The 20,224-nt window shown below is 55.6% G+C and carries 22 protein-coding genes; 9 read left to right on the top strand and 13 right to left on the bottom strand.

The genetic code is table 11. The annotated features are described in order from the left end of the window. The first annotated feature begins 201 nt into the window (after window positions 1-201). The 3 genes from Har1131_RS07865 to rpl12p are packed head-to-tail and all read left to right on the top strand — an operon-like array spanning window position 202 to window position 2,259. Entirely contained in the window at window positions 202-840 is a 639-nt protein-coding gene (locus tag Har1131_RS07865) for a 50S ribosomal protein L1 (RefSeq protein ID WP_014040758.1), read from the top strand. A gap of 1 nt (window position 841) precedes the next feature. Beyond that, window positions 842-1,894, top strand: coding sequence for a 50S ribosomal protein L10 (locus Har1131_RS07860; protein WP_050036751.1), 1,053 nt, complete (start codon window positions 842-844; stop codon window positions 1,892-1,894). Window positions 1,895-1,911: 17 nt separating this feature from the next. Beyond that, a complete protein-coding gene (gene rpl12p, locus Har1131_RS07855) occupies window positions 1,912-2,259 on the top strand; it encodes a 50S ribosomal protein P1 (RefSeq protein ID WP_050036752.1) in 348 nt (115 codons plus the stop codon). Between the two features lie 149 nt (window positions 2,260-2,408). Here rpl12p and Har1131_RS07850 read toward each other — a convergent pair whose 3' ends face one another. Further along, a complete protein-coding gene (locus Har1131_RS07850; protein ID WP_050036753.1) occupies window positions 2,409-6,182 on the bottom strand; it encodes a hypothetical protein in 3,774 nt (1,257 codons plus the stop codon). A 603-nt stretch (window positions 6,183-6,785) separates the two neighbouring features. Next, window positions 6,786-7,814, bottom strand: a complete 1,029-nt coding sequence (locus Har1131_RS07845; protein WP_151145843.1) for a tyrosine-type recombinase/integrase — start codon at window positions 7,812-7,814, stop codon at window positions 6,786-6,788. 824 nt (window positions 7,815-8,638) lie between these two features. Between Har1131_RS07845 and Har1131_RS22140 the strand changes: the two genes are divergently transcribed. The 5 genes from Har1131_RS22140 to Har1131_RS07820 all read left to right on the top strand — a co-directional run bounded on the left by Har1131_RS22140 (window position 8,639) and on the right by Har1131_RS07820 (window position 11,157). Beyond that, entirely contained in the window at window positions 8,639-8,767 is a 129-nt protein-coding gene (locus tag Har1131_RS22140) for a phage repressor protein (RefSeq protein ID WP_225308098.1), read from the top strand. A 13-nt stretch (window positions 8,768-8,780) separates the two neighbouring features. Beyond that, window positions 8,781-9,074 carry a hypothetical protein gene (locus Har1131_RS07835; RefSeq protein ID WP_151145836.1) on the top strand — a complete coding sequence of 98 codons (294 nt, stop codon included), beginning with the start codon at window positions 8,781-8,783 and terminating at the stop codon, window positions 9,072-9,074. 210 nt (window positions 9,075-9,284) lie between these two features. Then, window positions 9,285-9,932 carry a hypothetical protein gene (locus Har1131_RS07830; protein WP_151145824.1) on the top strand — a complete coding sequence of 216 codons (648 nt, stop codon included), beginning with the start codon at window positions 9,285-9,287 and terminating at the stop codon, window positions 9,930-9,932. Further along, the gene (locus Har1131_RS07825) at window positions 9,929-10,402 is read left to right on the top strand and encodes a hypothetical protein (RefSeq protein ID WP_151145816.1); all 474 of its coding nucleotides are present in this window, start codon (window positions 9,929-9,931) and stop codon (window positions 10,400-10,402) included. The genes Har1131_RS07830 and Har1131_RS07825 overlap by 4 nt, the downstream gene beginning before the upstream one ends. Window positions 10,403-10,407: 5 nt before the next feature. Then, on the top strand, window positions 10,408-11,157 hold the full coding sequence (locus tag Har1131_RS07820; protein ID WP_151145813.1) for a hypothetical protein: 750 nt from the start codon (window positions 10,408-10,410) through the stop codon (window positions 11,155-11,157). Window positions 11,158-11,376: 219 nt separating this feature from the next. Here Har1131_RS07820 and Har1131_RS07815 read toward each other — a convergent pair whose 3' ends face one another. From Har1131_RS07815 to Har1131_RS07775, 10 genes are all read right to left on the bottom strand, one after another. Continuing rightward, window positions 11,377-12,366 carry a hypothetical protein gene (locus Har1131_RS07815; protein ID WP_151145807.1) on the bottom strand — a complete coding sequence of 330 codons (990 nt, stop codon included), beginning with the start codon at window positions 12,364-12,366 and terminating at the stop codon, window positions 11,377-11,379. After that, window positions 12,359-12,655, bottom strand: coding sequence for a hypothetical protein (locus Har1131_RS07810; RefSeq protein ID WP_151103555.1), 297 nt, complete (start codon window positions 12,653-12,655; stop codon window positions 12,359-12,361). The genes Har1131_RS07815 and Har1131_RS07810 overlap by 8 nt, the downstream gene beginning before the upstream one ends. Continuing rightward, complete coding sequence (locus tag Har1131_RS07805) at window positions 12,648-13,481, bottom strand: hypothetical protein (protein ID WP_151145804.1); 834 nt, start codon at window positions 13,479-13,481, stop codon at window positions 12,648-12,650. Before Har1131_RS07805 ends, Har1131_RS07810 begins: the two co-directional genes overlap by 8 nt. Continuing rightward, complete coding sequence (locus Har1131_RS07800; protein WP_151145801.1) at window positions 13,478-14,032, bottom strand: hypothetical protein; 555 nt, start codon at window positions 14,030-14,032, stop codon at window positions 13,478-13,480. Before Har1131_RS07800 ends, Har1131_RS07805 begins: the two co-directional genes overlap by 4 nt. A 19-nt stretch (window positions 14,033-14,051) precedes the next feature. Further along, a complete protein-coding gene (locus tag Har1131_RS21680) occupies window positions 14,052-14,213 on the bottom strand; it encodes a hypothetical protein (RefSeq protein WP_023843035.1) in 162 nt (53 codons plus the stop codon). Further along, entirely contained in the window at window positions 14,213-16,018 is a 1,806-nt protein-coding gene (locus Har1131_RS07795; RefSeq protein ID WP_151145798.1) for a hypothetical protein, read from the bottom strand. The genes Har1131_RS21680 and Har1131_RS07795 overlap by 1 nt, the downstream gene beginning before the upstream one ends. Window positions 16,019-16,057: 39 nt before the next feature. Continuing rightward, window positions 16,058-16,456, bottom strand: coding sequence for a hypothetical protein (locus Har1131_RS07790; RefSeq protein WP_127014747.1), 399 nt, complete (start codon window positions 16,454-16,456; stop codon window positions 16,058-16,060). Continuing rightward, on the bottom strand, window positions 16,453-16,824 hold the full coding sequence (locus tag Har1131_RS07785; RefSeq protein WP_008313104.1) for a hypothetical protein: 372 nt from the start codon (window positions 16,822-16,824) through the stop codon (window positions 16,453-16,455). Before Har1131_RS07785 ends, Har1131_RS07790 begins: the two co-directional genes overlap by 4 nt. An 89-nt stretch (window positions 16,825-16,913) precedes the next feature. Beyond that, complete coding sequence (locus Har1131_RS07780) at window positions 16,914-17,657, bottom strand: hypothetical protein (protein ID WP_151145795.1); 744 nt, start codon at window positions 17,655-17,657, stop codon at window positions 16,914-16,916. A gap of 104 nt (window positions 17,658-17,761) precedes the next feature. Next, window positions 17,762-19,552, bottom strand: a complete 1,791-nt coding sequence (locus Har1131_RS07775) for a hypothetical protein (protein ID WP_151145791.1) — start codon at window positions 19,550-19,552, stop codon at window positions 17,762-17,764. A 151-nt stretch (window positions 19,553-19,703) separates the two neighbouring features. On the opposite strand from Har1131_RS07775, the gene Har1131_RS07770 reads away from it, so the two are divergent. Then, a complete protein-coding gene (locus Har1131_RS07770; protein ID WP_151145788.1) occupies window positions 19,704-19,943 on the top strand; it encodes a hypothetical protein in 240 nt (79 codons plus the stop codon). Here the strand turns inward: Har1131_RS07770 and Har1131_RS21675 are convergent. Continuing rightward, a complete protein-coding gene (locus Har1131_RS21675) occupies window positions 19,934-20,077 on the bottom strand; it encodes a hypothetical protein (RefSeq protein WP_191907474.1) in 144 nt (47 codons plus the stop codon). The genes Har1131_RS07770 and Har1131_RS21675 overlap by 10 nt on opposite strands. Window positions 20,078-20,224 lie beyond the last annotated feature (147 nt).

The following is a 20,224-nucleotide window of genomic DNA, read 5'->3' as shown; positions in this document are numbered from 1 at the left end:
CTTTTGACGCTGTTGAGCCACTGCACAGTCGATGGGACCCCCGTCACCGACTGGTCCCTGAGAACCGGAAACACGCCCGTCAGCGGCCCTTGGGCTGGTTCGACGGGTTTAAGTGTCGCATTGGCGTCTACCCGCACGAGACAGGCATCCGCCTGTTTCACTGACCCGTAGAAGCCGATTGGCGTACTACGGAGGTGAACAATGGCAGATCAGGAAATAGAGAACGCAGTCTCGCGCGCACTCGAGGACGCACCTGAGCGGAATTTCCGCGAAACGGTCGACCTCGCTGTGAACCTGCGCGACTTAGATCTTAACGACCCGTCGAACCGCGTCGACGAGTCCGTCGTGCTTCCTGCTGGCACCGGCCAGGAGACCACTATTGTGGTCTTCGCCGAGGGCGAAACCGCCCTCCGTGCCGAGGAAGTCGCAGACGACGTACTCGACGAGGACGAACTCGAGGAACTGGGTGGCGATGACGACGCCGCCAAGGACCTCGCCGATGACACTGACTTCTTCATCGCAGAGAAGGGCATGATGCAGGACATCGGTCGCTACCTCGGGACCGTCCTCGGTCCGCGTGGGAAGATGCCGGAACCGCTCGACCCCGACGACGACGTCGTCGAGGTCATCGAACGCATGAAAAACACCGTGCAGCTCCGCAGCGGGGAACGGCGAACGTTCCACACGCGGGTCGGCGCGGAGGACATGTCCGCCGAGGATATCTCGGACAACATCGACGTTATCCTTCGCCGTCTGCACGCGGACCTCGAGAAGGGCCCGCTCAACATCGACACTGTCTACGTGAAGACGACGATGGGGCCTGCGATGGAGGTGGCCTGATATGAGCGCCGAATCCGAACGCAAGACCGAGACCATTCCCGAGTGGAAGCAGGAAGAGGTCGACGCCATCGTAGCGATGATCGAGTCCTACGAGAGCGTCGGCGTCGTCAACATCGCCGGGATTCCGTCCCGACAGCTCCAGGACATGCGACGTGACCTGCACGGGACCGCCGAACTTCGCGTCTCCCGGAACACGCTGCTTGAGCGTGCGCTTGACGAAGTCGACGACGGACTCGAAGACCTCAACAGCTACATCACCGGGCAGGTCGGGCTCATCGGGACCGACGACAACCCGTTCTCGCTGTTTCAGGAACTCGAGGCCTCCAAGACGCCCGCACCCATCGGTGCCGGCGAGGTGGCCCCGAACGACATCGTGATTCCGGAAGGCGACACGGGCGTCGACCCCGGTCCGTTCGTCGGCGAACTCCAGAGCGTGGGTGCCGACGCACGCATCCAGGAAGGCTCCATTCAGGTCCTTTCTGACTCGGTCGTGCTTGACACCGGCGAGGAAGTCTCCCAGGAACTCGCGAACGTCCTGAACGAACTCGGTATCGAACCGAAGGAGGTCGGTCTCGACCTCCGCGCCGTCTTCGCCGACGGTGTACTGTTCGAACCCGAGGAGCTGGAACTCGATATCGACGAGTACCGGAGCGACATCCAGGCGGCTGCCGGCCGAGCGTTTAATCTCTCGGTCAACGCCGACTACCCGACCGCGACGACGGCCCCGACAATGCTCCAGTCCGCTCGTGGCAACGCCAAGAGCCTCGCGCTCCAGGCGGCCATCGAGGACCCCGAGGTCGTGCCTGACCTCGTGAGCAAGGCTGACGCACAGGTCCGTGCGCTCGCCTCGCAAATTGACGATGAAGAGGCACTCCCGGAGGAACTCCAGGGCGTCGAGGCCGACGTGGCGACAGAGGAACCGACTGACGACCAAGACGAGGACACCGCATCCGAGGACGACGCGGACGCCGACGACGCGGCCGAGGAGGCCGACGACGATGACGACGACGACGAAGACGAAGACGCCGGCGACGCGCTCGGAGCGATGTTCTAACAACGCACACTACAACAATGGAATACGTATACGCTGCACTCATCCTGAACGAAGCTGACGAAGAGATCAACGAAGACAACCTCACTGACGTGCTCGAAGCCGCGGGCGTCGACGTCGAGGAGTCCCGCGTCAAGGCCCTCGTCGCCGCCCTCGAGGACGTCGACATCGAGGAGGCCGTCGACCAGGCCGCTGCGGCACCGGTGCCGGCAAGCGGTGGCGCGGCCGCACCCGCCGAGGGTGGCGCTGACGAGGCCGACGAGGCCGACGAGGAAGCCGAAGAAGAGGCTGCCGACGACGGCGGCGACGACGATGACGACGAGGACGACGAGGCAAGCGGTGAGGGCCTCGGCGAACTCTTCGGCTAACTCGGTTCAACACAGCTCAGCTTTTCTTTGCGTGCGCTCGACTGGTGAGAGGCATCGCTACCGCTCGAATCCTGGGAGCCGTCGTATTGCCTGCCTTCGAAGTATCGTCCGACGAACAAGCGACTGCAGAAGGATGTCGACGCGGCTGTTTAGCTACCGAGTGTCACCGTGTCTGAGTCGACCGTAACCGGTGAGTCGTTCCCGGTCGCCCCCGTTTCGTCGACGTTCTTGAGATATATCTCACCCGTCGCGGTGTCGGCCACGGTGCCGCTCGCCGTTTCGTCGTACACGGTCACCTCATAGGTGTAGTAGCCGGGGTCGAGATCGACGTCGTAGCCCGCCCAAGCCGGGAACGGATCGGTATTGGTCAGGTCGCCGGTCCCAGCAGTGACCATCTCGGAGCCGGCGAAGACGGTCGACCCGTCGCTTTTGTTTTTGATTGTGAGGTTCACTTCCCGTTCGTCACCTACGGTCCCGTTATTGCGGACCTCCACGGTCATCCGCTGTGCGCCGCCGCGACGCTCGATTAGTTCTGAGGTGTTGTAGGTCTCCGCGCCGATGTTCACCGACTGCGTGTCGTTGACGACAACGTTCGACTCCCCCACGAAGAACGACAGTTCCGGGGACGTGGAGTTCGACGTTTCGATGTAGTAGGTGTAGTTGCCGCGACTGGTCGGCATATCAAGCGTAAACTGTCGGGTTTCACCTGGGTTGAGGTCCGTTGCCATGGTTTTCGAGTCGATGTCGGTAAATGACGGACTTGCATCGTCGTTGTTTTTCGCACGGAGGACGACGGTATCTGTACCGTCCTGCTCACCAACGTTAGTGACGTTGACAGTCGCCGTTGCCGTGTCGTCACTGTCAATCACGCTCTCGGCACGGACTGAATCAATCTGCATGAACTGTCCTTCCGTATCACCGACACGCACGTTCCCGCTCGCCTTCTGTTGCGTACCGGGGATAGATACCGTGTACGGATAGCTTTCCCCAGTTGCCTTTGAACTAGTCGGAAGGGTGAACGTGACGGTTTCGGTCTCTCCGGGTTCAATTGTCGTCGAGTTCGTCCCGGCACTGTTGCCATCAAAGCTGCTCTCTAGGGTAGCTTCACCGCTCTTTCCGCCGACGTTCATTACCTCAGCCGTCAGCGTTGCGTCGGTTGTCTCATCAACCCTGCTTGGGGCGTCGGTGTCGATGAGGTTGTACTCCGGACCCGTCTGTACGTCTTTTTCGATTGCGTTGACTGTGAACAGGACAACGGCATCGTTATAGTCAGGGTCGCCGTCATTTGCCGCGTTAGCTGGGTCTGCGTCCTCCTGTGAGAGTTCATAGAGGAGTGCGCGTTCCCCGTCGCCCAGTTGGAGATACCCCGTGTCGTTCACGCGGCTTCCGAGCGTATCCTGAATGTCTCGCTGGTACCACTGTGCTTGCTCGAACGCTGGAAGCTCGTCGCCGTCGTTCAGGATGACGAGGTTCTGCTGGTTCTGTGTCTGGCTGACAGTGGTCGTGTCGTATGTATCCCAGTCACTACAGTACTTCGTGTCATAACCAGCCAGCTCAATCGAAGGAGAGGTGTAGGAATACCTGTCACAGCCGTAGGACTTTGCAAAGACTGAGATCTCCGTTCCGGGTTCGAACGAATCGGAGTAGTAGTACGGGTTCTCGTGTTCGTCAGAGATGAGGCGCTGCTCCGCGTGCGGACCATTGATGTCGCCGTTCTCGTACCCCCGCCAGAGTCCGATCGACTGTGGGTCGGACCCGTTGTCGACATATAGTGACATCTGCACGGGTGCATGGTAGATGTAGTTCCAGCGATTTGAGAAGCCTTCCAGGTCCGCACCCTTCAGCGCAACCGAAGCATTGACCGACTGCTGTATCGTGATCGTCGAGCCGTTCCCTTCGAGCAGCGAGTCCGGCTCGACGGTCAGCGTCGACTGTCGCGACCGGTTCGCCGTCGAGAAGGTTACCGAGTAATCTCCGGGTTCGGTGGGCGCCGTGACGGTCCGATTGAGCGTGACGCTCTCCCCGGGGTCGAGCCGTTCGTCCTCCGCAATGTGGGTCGTTCCGTTGTACTCGACGCGCAGTGTTTGCTTTCCTTCGGTTCCGCCGGTGTTCGCGACGGCGAACTTGATATTCGTCTGGTTGTTCGGTGCGACGGGGTTCTGTACGTCTACAGCGGTGATCTCGTACAACGGCGGCGACGATGAACCGACGACGAAGGACCCTGACCCGGTATCGTCCGGTGTCTCGACGACATAGGTGTACTGCTGTGGTGACCCGACTATTAGCGGGCCACTGGTCACTGAAGCGGTCCCCGACTCAGTGCCTCGGCGAGTCCCGTTGAGGGTGAGCGTCGTGGTCTTCGACGCAACAACGCTGCCAGACGCGTTCTCGATACGGACCTCGACATCGGTGGATTTCCGAATGTCACCAGTGTTTTCGACCGTTGTGTCAACGGTCGCCGTATCCCCACTTTGCAATCCACCCGGCGGCGAAACGGACGCTATCTCGAACACACCTGCATCACCGACGATGAAGTAGTGTCCGTCGTCGTTGTGTTGTGAGTATGTATCATCCTCTGTTTCGACTTCCAGGTCGTACGTGCCGTTCTCCGACGTTGGCATTGACGGCCCGAAGTCGATTGTTCGGCTCTGTCCAGGGCCGACCAGCACGCTTCGCGTCGCGCTTTTCGACCCGTTGACGCGGAAGACGACCTCCTGATCTGCCGTCATTTGCCCAGTGTTCGTGACTGTGACCTCAGCCGATGGGACCTGATTCAGCCGCGCTGTTGCCGGAATCGAATTGCTGGTGACATCCAGTGACGGCGTTCCGTGGACGGACGTATACTTGATGACTTTGTAGTCTTCGTCCTGCTTTGACTCCACAGTGAAGTTGTGTGGCGTCGCCGACGAGACGCTCACCGACCGACTCACAGTGGTCGATTCCCCGCCGATGAGGGTCATTGTCTCCTCCACCTCGCTTGGTGACCCCGACTGGTTGTGCTTCAGCGTGATATCCTGTGTATCTTCTAAGCCTCCGGTGTTCCGGACCGTCGCTGTCACGACTGCTTTCCCAGGGTCTGACGGGTCCGGCTTGACCGTGACACCCTCGACTTTGAACTTCGGGTTCGTCACGTCGCCGAGTGCAAAGCGTATGTGAACGCTCTCTCCCGGCTTGACAGACGCCGGGGTCACCTCAACGTACTGATCATCGTAGGTGCTCCGTGCCCAATCTGCCCAGGCGCGGGCATAGCTACTGTTTTCGATAGTCAATGTCGCGTTGGCGACTTGCGACGGAGTACACTCATAACTGGGTGACGAAATTGAGCCGGTTCGCGCGTCCTCGTAGGACGCGTCGGTGAACAGGGCCATCTGCAGTGCCGCTTCGTGCGACCGCTTGGCCGTCGCGTTGGATTGAATGGCAACCGAACTCCCCTGGATCTGCTGTCCGGAGATATTTGCGAACGATACCGACAGTGCCCCTTCGTCGTAGTTCACTGCTGGGGGCGACGACATCGTTGCGCCCGACTCGGTCATCCGCCACACACCCCCGCCCTGATAGCCGACCTGTTGGCCGTTCTTTTGATACCGAATCGTCTGCAGCGAGCGGTTCCCCGTCGAACAGGCCGAGCGTCCGTTCAGCGTCAGATTGTATGCCGCGTTGCCAGAAACGGCGACGTCAGACCGAACCCGGTCTGGGATCTCGACTGATTCGTTGGTGTCTGACCGCTGGAAGCTCTGATCGACCGACAGCAGCACCTCCTCGGCGAGTTCGACGTTCGCGTCGTCGTTGACATCTCCGATTGTCTGTTGCCCCACCTGAACGATCAGTACGGCACCAACAATGACGGCGCTTGCCAACAACACCACACCCAGAACATGCGATACACCCCGGTCTCCAGCCCCCCGGCTGCCCCACTCGAACATACTTATTTACATACCAACTATTGCACATAAGTTTACTGTTTCACCCATACTAATAACGGTTCCATCGGTGACCTACTGAGGTTAAACAGCAGGTATTCCCTCTAACGGGACCTACCAGCGGTATACACTACCGGCACCGTGTGTCGAATTCCGGAGCCACTGACATTACAATACCCTCCGTAAATGTCATATATTAACCAAGATTGCTATGCCATATGTTGGAACGCTTGTGATATGTGACAACACTAAACAAGATTTAGTTGACTGAGGTTCCTTATTATTCGTATACGGTGGACTGGACGGTACTTACGTAATGCGAATTGAGCCCCAACTTGACCTTTTAATTGAATCCGGCAGCAACGGGTAACGGTTGGTTTAGTAATGTCTCTAGCTGGTTTTTCTCCTAATATCTTGGTTAGACAGTATTGTGCCCTCGATTGTGTGGTTTATTATAGAATCTGCCGGGCTACATCCCAAATCAGCCTACCTGTGTCGTCGATCTCTCATCCACGACGGTAAAATAAGGATGGACTCGCCGGGTTGTTAGCCTATTCGAGGATGCGCGTATCCTAGATTCATCCGCTGGGGTGTACTGATGCTGATTCATGCGTCGTCGATGAACTCCCGTCGGACCTCCATCTTCTCGCGCTCGCTGCGCTGGTCGTAGTGCTGGTCGAGAACATCGTTCGAGACGTTCATCCGATCCGAAACGACCTCTTCCGGTGTCCCGTCTCGAAGGTGTTTCGTGATCGAGCCGCGGCGGATACCGTGCGGAGATCGGGACGACGGGCAACCGCTGGCAGTGTCCCGAGTCATGTACTCACAGCTCTCCGGGTTCTCTCCGTGTGGACACTCGCCGACCATACAGGGCCGAGTCCACTGATAGACAGTACTCCGGATGGGTGTCTCGCTCAGACGGCCCCGGTCACTGGTGATGAGTGGTTCCCGACCGTAGTCGTCGGTAACTGAATCCCGGTGGTTCTCGATGTACTCCTGAATCACCTCAGTGTAGAAATCACCGACAGCTATCGACCGCTCGGCAGCTCGTCCGTTCTTCAGTGGAGTTCCTGTTTCCGGTCGGTGGCGTAGTTGTAGGTACTGCCCATCAGCGTCGAAGTCATCCAGGTCGAGCGACCGGAGGCTACCGAGCCGGATACCAGTGTGCCAGAGGATTCCGAATATAACGTGTTCGCGGGAGGCGTACTGGTAGCGATCCAGGTGGTCGAGGATCGCTTCGGCGTGTTCGGTATCGAGTTTCTCATCCTTCGAGGCTTCTTCGGGGTCGACCTCCGGGAGTAACACCCGTTCGCGCATTCCCTGTTCGACCGCGTCGATGCTGGCACAGAATTCGAGAAACTTCCGGAGCGTAGCGAGGATGCCCCGAAGAGTCACCTTCGACACCTCACCGTATTCGCTTCCCTTGCCCTGTCGACGCCAGACACGGAACTCGTGGAGATCGCGCCCAGTTAGCTCGTTCATGTTCTCGATTCCCTTCGACTGGGTCCACTCGATGAACGAGTTGAGCCGGTACCGCTGGTTCGTGAGGGACTTTTCAGATAGCTCTGGTTCTCGGTGATCGAGGTAGAGGTTCACCGCGGTCGCCGGAGCTATCGGTTCGAGGTCGGCGCTCATGGTTCCCCCGTCGGGGCAAGCAGCTGGCGGGCAGTCTCAAACGCATTGTCCTCTGTTGGTTTATCACCAAGGGGGTAGCCGTCACCGTCTCGACCCATCGCCTCGAGTATCTTCGAAACGGAGGGTGCAGGACCATCGATGCGAAGTTCTCGGCGGGCTTCGCAGGCAGCCGCGACTGCTTCAGCAGCATCAAGCGATTCATTTCGTCGCTGCTTCGATACCTCCGACAGACCGAGCATTCGGTCACAGTGAGGGCAGGAATGACGGCACTGGTGGGAGGTCGCGTCGGCGTATGAGTCGTACCGCTTGGAGAAGTTACAGTCAGGACACCGGACGCGATACTCTGTACGCGGGCGAACAGCGGACTTTTCAGCAGGCGATTCGACTACTCTCGTGCGGGGAGTATTCCCCGTATCGGTTCCGTACGACATTGGTTTGCCGGGCGGAGCCACCTTCTGGGCCGTGTACCAGCACGGCCCGGTTCTCGACGAACAAGAACCATCAGTGACCCGCAGATACACAAGAACGTGCTGACAACATAAATGTAACGACGTGGTTAGTAAGTTGTAAGAGAACTTGAGAGGGCCTATAAAATGTATTAGGTGTCCACACGTAGAAGCGATAATAGAATGCGCCTATCTGGGTCGTGGCAGAGCGTATGGGATGACCGAATCCTAGAGTGGATGTCTGAAAACGAGGGGTCGGGTACACCCAAGCAGCTCAACGAAAGTGGTCTCATCAGAGTCTCTCAAACGCATATCGCGCGTAGATGTAAGGAGTTAGCTGAACACGGACTACTCCGACATGTTGGGAACGGAGCTTACGTGATTACTGAGGAAGGAGAAGCGTACCTCGATGAAGAATACGACGCCGAAGAAGGCGTCTACATCGATGGAGAAAACAGCATTTCAGAGCCATCGCCGACGGCTGAATCAGAGACGAACGGCGTGTAAGTAGTCCTCCACCATGACGATACGAAAGACCGCCCGCTGGCAGCAGTGTATCGACGATCGAATACTGGAACACCTGCGTGACGATTCGTGGTCGACCGCGAGTCAGATTGCACTTCAAGATGGGATTCATGCCACCGAAGCACAGGTCCAAGAACGGTGTCGTGTTCTGGCTGATGCGGACCTGGTGGCATTTCTGACTGAAGATCAGGACCTCGTGGAACTGACTACAGAAGGTGAGCAGTATCTCGAAGGCGAGGTCGATGTAGAGCTGTACCCACGCCCGCGCCATCCCCGACTCATGGAGTGAATCTAGGGGAATTAGTGTGCTAAGCTATGCTTGTGATATATCTTATTAGGGGCCCGTCCAGACGTCCCTGAATCTCTTTAAAACACCAAATATAGTTACTGACCCTCTCAGGATTGTACAATAACAAGCTGTTATGAACTAATTACTGATACTACTGGAAACGATTTTATGTGTTAGGAGAGAAGGCCCATGCAAGTCAAAACTAATACCATGGAAGATACTGATTGGGAGTCCATCGAATTTGAGCATATGTCCATCTGTCTGATGGAATACTCTGACGAAGAACAAAGGAAGGCGAACTTTGAGGAGATTGTAGATATCGGTCCATTTGACGGATTGGGAAGTCGATTTGTGGAAAAAAGTCCATCAAGTAAAGAGGATAATTACATTGTTATCGCAAGTGACGCGGCAGAAGATATCGAATCAGCGGGCATGGAAAACGATCAGGTTTATATTGACTTTGATAGTTCAGACGAGGGCCTCCATATTCACATAGATATTATTTCGATAGAACTGATTAAATCCTTTTCTAACGTACTTAGCGCTATTGGTGAAATTGTTGATGAGATAGAGGTCAGGCAAGTTGTCGTAGAAATTGAACATGAAGAGCCCTTTTCTAATTTTGAGTTCCCCCCTATACAGAGAGTAGAGTCAGAATTTCAATTCAATGGCCTACGATTTTCCAAGGATGATCTCTTCCATGCGGTACAAGATTTATCTGAAATGAGGGATAATGATGCAACTGGGTATCGAAGGGTTGACCACAGAGGACCAGTTATTGGGCAAGAAGGAGCAGAAAAGCTAATCCAAGAAGAACTGTCTCAGGCAAGAGAGTTCTTAGAGGGTCTCAAAAAATGACATTTGAGTGGAAAGAAGAACACAAGCGAGATTCAGTCCCTAGACGTGAAAGCAGCAGTAATGATAATTTCAAACACGATGACCCCTGTTTCGAAAATGAGAATATTAACCAATACTCCAGCGCCTGGGAAAATGACGACAGCGAGCAGGGTCTGAGTAAATTGGAAAAACAGCAGAAAGGATACGTACTTGATATCTTGGCAGACCATCCTGATCGTCAAGAAATTCTGGAATACATACTAGAGAACACTGACAAGGATGGTGAAAACTGGGTTAGCTTCGAACAGCTATCGGAGTTTATCGATTCAGAAGATGAGTACAATCTACTCTCAGATATTCAGAAATTGGAAGAATCTGGGTTAGTAGATAAGAGATTCCTAACAGAGGACGATAAGACTGTTACCGCATACAATATAAGCAGCTCATTCTCTGATCATAAGAATATAGCGTCGTTCTATTTAGACATCTAACGTCTATGGTCGGAGATGAGGTTATAAGACAATCAATTATCGAAAGTAGGGGCAATATTGAACATAGAGACATATTGGTGCCTATTTTCGGTCCTTTTACTAGTAAATACCACATGATTGATTGTTTTGCGGGTGAAAAAATTCAACAAATTGGTGGTGAGAATGCAGTTGACTTAGAGGAGTTCATGCAGGGTCTTCACGAAATTGAAAACGAAATACGGGATTTCCTTGCTGACGTTGTAGAAGAATTACAAAAAGAATATGGGTTCAACGCATTCTTAGCAGGAAGTGTTCCTCCGTTTAAGCGCGAATCCAAAAGGTCTGCTAAGTGGGAAGACTCCGTATTTCCCCAATCTGAATTAATAGATCCTGACTTCAATTATATACAGCAGAGCCGAACTTATGCACGAGTAGGTGATGTGAGTATATTCATATTTAGATACTTGGGAAATCCCGTTGGAACTACGTACGAGATTGCAGATATATTTAAAGGAGATGACAATGGTATAGTTGAAAATTCAGTGCTTTATTATCAAAGTGATCCGGAGAGAGAAGGCGATTTAGAACGGAAGTTTGGGGAATTTTCCGGATGGGGAAACTATGACAGTAACCCCAGTAAGCCTCACTACTTATCAGCAATGGTTACTGAGATGTCGGACCAGTATGGTGAGGAAATAATGTGGAAACCGTTTGAAAACCCAGATGCACTTGCTGAAAAGATAGGCTGGGGAATCCAGCAGAAATTAGATTTATAACCAGATCACCCGCCCCTACAGCCCACAAGGGGCATACCGGGGCGGTTTAAGCCAATCTATCTACACTGAAACCAATCCTGTTATAATCATATTACATTATCTTCTCCATTCGGTGATATTTCGAGGCATGAACTGGTTTGACTTGTCCCCAAGCAAACCGGACCCCTGAGAGCGGTGGGTCGGCAGGTGGGTGGGCGACGGGGTTGTGGAGATCTTCGGCTACGTGGTTGGGCCGAGTTCTTCCAGACGGTCGCCGAAGTGGTCCCAGTCGTTGAAGCCGTGCCACACGTCAGGGTCAAGATTCCACTTCCAAGAGGCAACGTCGTCCGGGTCGTAGCTGTGAAGTGTCGGTTCGAGATCGGTCAGATCCGCATCGAAAAGCGGAGAGTCGGGCCGGTCTGCGTCACCGTCCCAGTTGGTGTAGAACTCGACAACATCCGGGGCTGATTTCCAGAACGCCAAGTTGGTCAGTCGCTTGCACTCTGGGACGACGTCTTTTCCGGTGTGTCCGACCGCACCGACGACCTCGACGCCGAGTTTGCTCATGGCCTTCAGCGCGGGAGCGTACTGCGTACTCACTTCGCGGCTGTAGACACGAGCATCCATGTATCGGCTGGCTTCGTCAAGAACGAACGTTTTCGGAACGTCGCGGTTCTCGACGAGGAGCGTCATCAGCTCGTGCATCGAGGAGACGTAGCGGTCAGCGCCTTCCCAGGTCTTGGAGTTCGAGATAACCAGCACGTCGTCCCAGACAGCACGAGCCATATCCGAGGCGAGCAGGAACATCGTGTTCGTCTTGCCAGTGTTGGGTCGGCCCGCAGCGAGAACCGTCGTCAGTGTCCCGTCGGCGTCGAGCCGATCCATCAGGCGAGCGGTCACCGTCAGCGACGACGCGTCAAGTTCCTGTTCGGTGATGCCGACGAGGTAGGAAGCGAGCGACCCGTTGCCGTTCTCGATGGCGCGGGTAGCCGCTTCGGTGTGGTACTTGGACTGTAGAACGTCAGAGAGTGCGGTCTGTCCGAACGACCGGGAACCGCTCACCTCAGCACCTCGGTCGAAGAGCGAAGAGACGAACGACAGGGTCGCCCGATCTGCATCATCAGCCACGACACCGGTATGTTCGTGCAGTGACTCACCGCCCTCGATGTTTCCAGCAACGACTTCGTTTATTTTGGCCGCCGTCAGCAGTCGTTCGTCGGAGTCAGTCATCAGCTGGCACCTCAGCAGAGTCGGTATCATCTTCCACGAGCTGATCCCGGAACGCGTAGGCGAAGCCGATCAGCGGCAGCGCCACCGACAGCACAGGGAGATGCTCAGGAACAGGACGGTACGCAGCTTGGTATGCCTCTTCACCGGCGCGATACGTCACGTCAACTGGTACATCGAGTGCCTGCGGCGGAACTGCCCATAGGCCAGCCCAGTAGCCAGCGATGAACGTCACAGTAGCAGTCACCACGACGATACTCTTCTCACGATGGGTTAGGTTGAGTTCAATCATCAGCTGAAACACCTCCGTCGCCAGCACCAGCGAGGTCGGCAAGGTCCTGATCGAGGTCGACGCGGACGCCCGGAACATCAGACTCCGGAGACTCATCGTCCTCTGTGTGTCGAATCTTCCGGTCAAGTCCGAACTGCTCGATAGCCGAATCTATCTCGTCGGTCAGTGCGTCACCTTCGTCGGGCAGTGTCCCGCGCTCGAACGTCGACACGATACGGAGAACCGCCTTTCGGGTGGCGTTGCGGATGATCGTGAACGCCTGGGCTTCGATGGCGAAGCCACGCTTGGCGTCAGCTTCGAGCTGGCCGCGACACTCTTCGACTGCCTGGAGTGTTCGCATCAGTTCCCGGTCAGAGAGCGTGCCGCGCCAGCAGCCGTCGACGGTCTGGGCTTCGAGATCGACGTTCTTGCCAAAGGCGAGATTGGGACTCACCCAGTCGAGTTGGCCATCCTCGACGGACCACTCGCGGAACCGTTGCCCAGGAGTCCGGAAGATACCGCCTTTCGTGTGACGGGCGTCAATGTCGACGAGCCAGACGTAATTCGGGTCCCAGAGCAGCGACCGGACTTTCTTGCCCGTCGGTCGCCCGGCCAGCGGAATGGTCACGAGCGCGCAGAGTCCGATTAGCCGTAGGCTTCGCGGGAGTTCGTAGCCGAGTATCGACGCAATGACGAACAGAACGATACCGACACCCGACGCGATCAACAGCAGGTTCTCCGTGAACCAGCGGAACAGTCGATAAGTCCGACTGTGGTCCGGGCCAGGGTCAGCGTTGTGCGCCATCTCGTCGCGGTCGAGATCGGGGTTGCTCTCGTCGTCGGTCATGCCAGTCGCTCACCTCGCTGGGCCGACCCGATTTTCGCGGAGACGGCTTCGTACAGGACCGCAATCACGACGCCAAGCGCACTGCCGAGGGCGGCGTTGCGAACGTCCTCACCACTCCACGGGCCGGTGATGATGAACGAGTTGGGCTTTCGGAGGTAGTGGAACCGTTGTTGTTCGATGGACTGCTCAGTCCAGAGTGTCACGCCACCGCTGGATGGCACGCGAACAGTGGTCGTCGTATCCGCATCGACGACAGCCGCACGGAAAGAGACGCTGCCCGCTTCCGATCCGGCGTCAACCTGCGGAGCAACACTGACGACTTTGTACTCGTCCGACCAGAAGTCTATCACCATCTGGCCGTCCTCGTAGCGGTAGTCTGTGACGACCACGTTCTCGTCGACGACGAGTTCGACATCACTTGGCGCGCCGTCCGGTGCGGAGACGTTCGTCGAGGTCGCCGTTTCGTTCGTTGTTTCCTGCGCTGCCGCTGGTGCAGCGAGAGCGATACAGCTGACGATCAGTATGAGGAGTATAGGCGTACGTGGGTTCATAGTCGAAAATCCGAGTTTGTCACCAGAGCCAGTCGAGCGACGGTTCCGGGAGCCAGGACGACACCAAGTCAATGGCTGGCCCAATCACATCGACGGTTCCCGAGAGTTGCAGCGCGGCGAGTGCGACTATGACGAGCCACAGATCGCGGGGGACGAGTTTGAGAGCCAGCCAGTACACCATCAGTTGTTACCTCCCGTCCGACGCTGGCCTACGGCGTAGAGTGCGCCAATGCCGACCAGTACCAGTACGAGTGACGAGGATGAGCCACCGAGCAGGCCACCGCCAGCCGAGCCGCGAAGGTTCTGCTCACGCGCCTCGATCTCCGCTCGCTTCTGTGCCAGATCCTCGTACTGCTGTTTGAGTTCGGTGACGTTGGTTGTCTCGTACGTGGTTTTCTGGATAGTAACGTTCTGGACGGTCTGACCGTCTTGCGTGGATATGCTGTCAATAGTGAACTCTCCATCCAGTTCGACAATGCGATCCGAGGTAACGACGTACTGCGTGCCACCGATATTGGACGTGTTGTAGGTCGTTCCGTTCTCGAACTGACCGCTGGCTGGATTTTCTTGAGAGAACAGTACGCCCCCGTACTGTGTGCCGGATTCAGTGGTGATCTGGAAGCTCCCGATCTGGTCGAAGTTCTCTGGGGAGTTCGTGCCGAGCAGGGTGAGCTGTGCGGCGGCCCAGCCTTGGAAGTCGTCGCCCGGCGACTGCTGGGACGCCAGCACGTACGGGTCCACGAGGTCGCTATTGTTGATTTCGCCAGCCTGATAGGCGCTATACGTGTTCTCTGCCAGCGTATCCATTTCATTCCGAACAGTCTGGTCTTGATTCTCGATAGTCGTCCACGTAGACTGGAACCGCTCGAAGGGGACGACAGCAACATATGACGTATCGGAACTGTATCCATGGACTCCGAGCGACTTCGCCGATATACCGAGGGTTGCACCAGATTTCGCAGTGTTTGTGATGTAGTGGTCGTACGTTTCGGTGTCGCCACCCGGACCGTAGGTCTTGGATATTTGGATGTATGTGTAGTCCTCAGTCGTGCCATCAGTGAGAGTTACGGAGTCTGTCGGTTGATTCCAGTCGTAAGTGTAGTCTCCGGTGCTTGATAGCGACTGGTCGTCAGTATCCACGTAGCTACTGTCTATGCTCTCGTTGAGGGCAGTACTACGCAGGTACTTGAAGTGGGAGACGGTCAGTGTGTACTCAGCCAGCAGATTCCGCTGGTGGGTCGCGTAGAAATCACTTACAGCCTCTTTAGCCGCATTCTTAGCGGCTGACTTACTGCTTCCGTTGTTCAGTGCGCGGATATAGGCGTTTTTGCCCTCAATGCGAGCTTGCGTCTTAGCATCCTTCAGGTCGTTGTTCAGGACGGTTAGCGTGTTGTCAGTGCTAGCATTGCTGTTGAGGGCAGACTGATAGATGTCCGTTTTGACCTGTGCAGTGTCGGTATTCGTCGTGTTGACGGTCGTCGTGCCCGGTTGAGGCGTACAGTCCAGATTCTCGACGCCGGAGAGTGCATTACCGATTTGGTCGGATGTGTCGCAGGTCAAATCAGAGTCGCCGCCGGTGGTCCCGACGACGGTCCGAACGAGGTTCACACCGCCGAGAAGCCCGCTCTTGGAGTCGAACGTCGGTTCGCCGCCGGAGTAGTCCGACACGGTGACGTTCACGGATTCATACGCGCCGTCGTTGAAGAACAGGAGTTGGTCTTCTTTGAGGTTCGCCGTATTGTACGTTTCGCGGGCTAAGACGGTCGTCCCAGTGGACGGGCCGCCCTGCGTGGTGTACTCGACAGTAAACTCCGTGCCACCGTCGAGATTGCTGGTATCAACAATCAGCGTCGTTGGGGAACCGGTGTACTCGTAGGTGACTGGCCCGCTGTCCGTGGCTGTCTGTGCCAGCGCGGGGCTGACACCAGTAACGACAGTCGATAGGACGAGCAGGCCAGCCAGCAAGATCGAGCGTGCGCGACTCATCGGGGTTCACCTCCGAAAGAATAGCGTCGTGTCATCGGTTTACTGAACAGCGACTCCCCAGGAGACGACCGTGGCGAGGAACGCCAGCTGCATCCCGAGCGGGTCACCCAGGGAAGTGAGGAAGTCGTTCACCGCTGGCAGGTACTCGTTGCCGAGAATGACAGCGGGACCCAGTGCAATGGCGATCTTCTCCCAGTCCTCGTAGTACTCGAACTGCTTTGTCTCGGAGCTGGCAAACGCCGCAGCGAAGGCCCCCAGCGAGATCAACAACGAGTGCTGTGTCGTCAGCGTGTACGACAGCCACGGGAGTTCGACCGTGGTGATGCCGCCAAACTGGTAGAGGCTGGCCGCGACGAACGCCACCGACAGCATGGCGGGCAGACTACGGATGTTCATGTAGTCGCTCACCATGTCGCTCGCGCGATTCTGGTAGCTCATTCAGGCCCTCCAGCAGGGAGTTCCCGGACCTTCCAGATGTCGTACTCCTGTTCCTCGCCGTCCTCATTCGTGAACGTACTCGTCTGTTCGGTGTGCTTGATGCCGACTACGTCGCCCTCGCCGAGGTCGTTGTCGTCGAGCGCGTTGTCGATCTGGCTGTTCGACCACATGGCGACCACGTCGCCGATGCCACGGGCCAGCTCGATGACCGTCGTGTCGTACTTGCCGCAGTTGGGCGTGAGTTCCCGAATCTCACCGACGACGGATTCGCCGGGTTCGAGGTCAATCCACTCCGAGTCGTAGTCGTCAGAAGTGCTGTTGTCGACCGGTTCGAGATCGTCGAAGGATGGCGTTTCCTGAGTTGCCATACACAGAACGATTCGGAAGGTTTGGACTTAACTAGGGGTCGGAGGCTCGGTGAAAGTGAAAATAGCTACTATGCCGTATTAATCAAATCTTAGCTTTCCTGATCCTGAAAGCGCTTCATGTAATATTCTTTGAATAATAGTTCACTGTACTGCTGCTGGGTCATCGTTAATACTGACCAGAACATTATGACTACAACCGCTAATACGGCCGAAAAGCCCAGAACAAATGAGAAGAATGGGCTTCCCCAATTTCCAATCATATATAAGACAGATATAAGCAGGATTCCTGCTACAGATATCCGAAGGTTAGTAGAGAAAATAGAAACAGACTGTAATCTACGTAGACGTGGCGTGAAATGGCCATCCATATAAATCAACAATAGGTCATAAATTTTTTTCGGACGATCATTATCGAAATCCACACCAAGTTCTGTTTCAAGATCCTCTCGGAAATCTAATTCTAAGTTATTCGTGAGAAGCTTATCTTCATCAAATTCTTCGTAAAAGTTGAGCCTGTTGGGAAAATATTCTTGGACATTAATAGCATATATGAACCAAATTGGCATTTTCTCCAACTGTTGGGTTTCTTTATACACAAAATATCGGAAGCTCTGCGGAACTCGGAACAGACCTAATCGGAGTTGATCAATAAACTCACCAATGAGGTAAGCAAACAATCCTAATATTATATATCGAAGCGACCCTTCTGGTAGTAAACTTGGCATAAATACAGTCAGACTAATGATTAATGGGGAGAGGAACAATAATCCCGGAATTAATCTCGTTAAAGTATCCCTTAATGAGAATCCGAAAAATGGTCCTGTTTGAGACATAGACTATATTCCGGCTATTATATAAAAAACATTCTCCTTTTTGATAAAATAGCTATATCTCAGAACAAATATCGCTTTTTGATATATTCTTTTGAAAGTTATTTCTAATGAATCTCAGTATCAGTAATAGAGTCCTCAACAGTTTCGATATTGTAGGTATTACTGGCTGATTCGCTACTTGGAAGATCCCAACAAGCGTATGCACCGATGTAGTCAACGACACTCCGAAATGTAACCTCGACAGGGAGCGTTGAACGTACCTGCGGCTGTTCAACATCAGATACCGCCCGCTCTACGACAGCATCAAGATTGTCAAGATCGTCCCACTGCCGGCGTGCGAGGCTGTTACGTATCTCGCTTTCGCTCGCGGCTTGTACTGAATCGAGTGAACACCAGCGAACGGCTTCACGCACATCCGGGTCCTGCAGGTGGTCGTTCGGATCGATCCCCTCGGTAATTGACTGTGAACAGGACCAGAAGCGACGGTTTGTCGCCCAGTACAGCGCAAGCTTCCACGTCGCCGCTTTGTCTGCGTAGCTCCCTCGATCATCATCACCCTGCTCAAAGGATTCCGTTGCGTCAAGCAACGAGCCGAACGTCGCGCTCAGGTACTTGCCGAGGTACGCACCAGCGGTTGATTCCTTCTCGTGGCCGTCGTCGCCGAACTCTATCAGCTCGTGTGACCGAGTACGCTCGCGCACCCACTCTTCGCCGTGGTCGTGGTCGCCGAAGCGATACCAGTCGACGAAGCCTTTGTCACTCTGGAACTCCGGCTCCAGTTCGTCGAGGTCGTCGCGGTAGGTCAGCGGGTACACGTCGACGATCTCGCCCTGACCGTAGTCGGCCCACTTCGCAGCTACTTCTGGTTTGTCACAGAGCCACGGCATACCGTCCTCGTCACGGGTCGGTACATCGAAGAACAGGACGTGCAGGTGTGGGTAGCCTTTCTCGGTGAACTCTAGAGCCTTGATGTAGTCTGGTCGGTCCCGCGGTCGCCCGGTCACCTCGCTGTCGAGATCGTGCCGCCAGCCTGGAACAGCGGAGCGTCGGGTATTGTCTTTCGTCGAAGGGTCGGAATCGAAGTACGACAGGAGTCGATTGAAGTTCTCGTTGATGGAGTCGATTCCGTCGAGTAGCGAGTCTTGTCGCTTTGGGTCGGTCGTCAGTGTGACCAGTACAGCGTTATCGGCGTTCTCGTAGCCGTATTCGAGTGCATCGTTAAACCGCGCAAACTGTTTGGAAACACGCCCCTGGTCGTTGAAGCGGGTCTTGTAGTCCTTCGTCATCCGCTTGGTGGACTCGCCACCACGCCGGTCGACGAAGTGGACATCGAACAGGAGCTTGTAGTCTTTGATGCGGTTGAGGTAGGATGTAAAACCGTCCTTCAGTAGTTCTCGGAGGTCATCGTCCACAGAATCGACCTTAGAGAGGTAGTTCCGAAGAAACTCTCTGTCGTACTTGATGCCCTCTTCGTTGGCTGTTTGAGTAATGCCTTCTGTAATCAAGTCAAGAAGGCGGAGGGTCGGGGTCACCATCAGAACCCCTGCAGACTCGGATTTCCGCACGTAGGGGGTTTCAGGGGCTACAAGGTCGTCGACAAATCGATATGCAAACTGGTAGTCGGGGTCGGAGCCTTCGACGCGCTCGCAGGCTTCGGGCGCAACTCCTTTGACAGCGTACGAAACAACGTGTGACAGCGGTGTACCTTCCGGATGCGCCGCGATGAACTTTGCTACGCGTACGCGATCTTCGTCGCGTTCTGTGAGAGTTCCATCAAGCAGTTGGCCGTGACCGAGAAGGTCGCGCTCTTCGAGGAGGTCTGCTAAGACGGGAGTGTTACATCTATCGGCGAGGTCGAGACCGCCCAGGTGTCCCAGCGGTTCGACGACGCTCATTTGGGACCATCAGAACTGGCGTCCGTTCGTCGGCTGCCCAGTGTGTCGTTGTTGGGATTCCCCTCACCCTCCGGGTTCGGGGGAACGCTCGGGCTTCCGGGTCGCCCCGCGAGGGGGCGCTTCCAGTTGGTCGAGCTGGTGCGGACGGCGATTGGCGCTCGCCGACCGTTCCGGGATGCTCACTCCGCTGCGCTTCCGGGCGTACCAGCTCTCCCGTTCCCTCACTGGTGGTGAGTGCGTCACCAGTTTCAGGAGCGTTGTCGAGTTCGAGAAGAATACAGGACTTGCAGCGATGGCGCTGCGCTGGGAGACTATCGACGTGATTTATGCACTCTTCATGGCAGTGGCTACAGAAGTATTGAGTATAGGACGACCAGTCCGTCACTGCTGACCACCCTCCTCGACGCGCTCGATAGATCGACGAACATCGTCGTCGGTCGCCTCCAGGAGGCGAGACGCACGGACGAACTCATCACGAGCGAACGGCCAGTCGGCGGGTTGAGCGAGGTCGCGTTTAGGCGACACGCCGACCACCTCCAGAAATTGTTAGAGAACTGTCCTCCCTCGGAATAATCGCGTGACTGCAAGGGGTGCATCCGGATTCCCGGTGAACTCTCTTTCTCCGGGGAGGGTTCTCGAACCCCGATTGTGCCGAGAATAGGGAGAAACGAC

It is taken from the genome of Haloarcula sp. CBA1131 (genome assembly GCF_008728975.1).
GTDB classification, from domain to species: domain Archaea; phylum Halobacteriota; class Halobacteria; order Halobacteriales; family Haloarculaceae; genus Haloarcula; species Haloarcula hispanica.
This window is presented reverse-complemented; position numbering and strand designations above follow the sequence as displayed.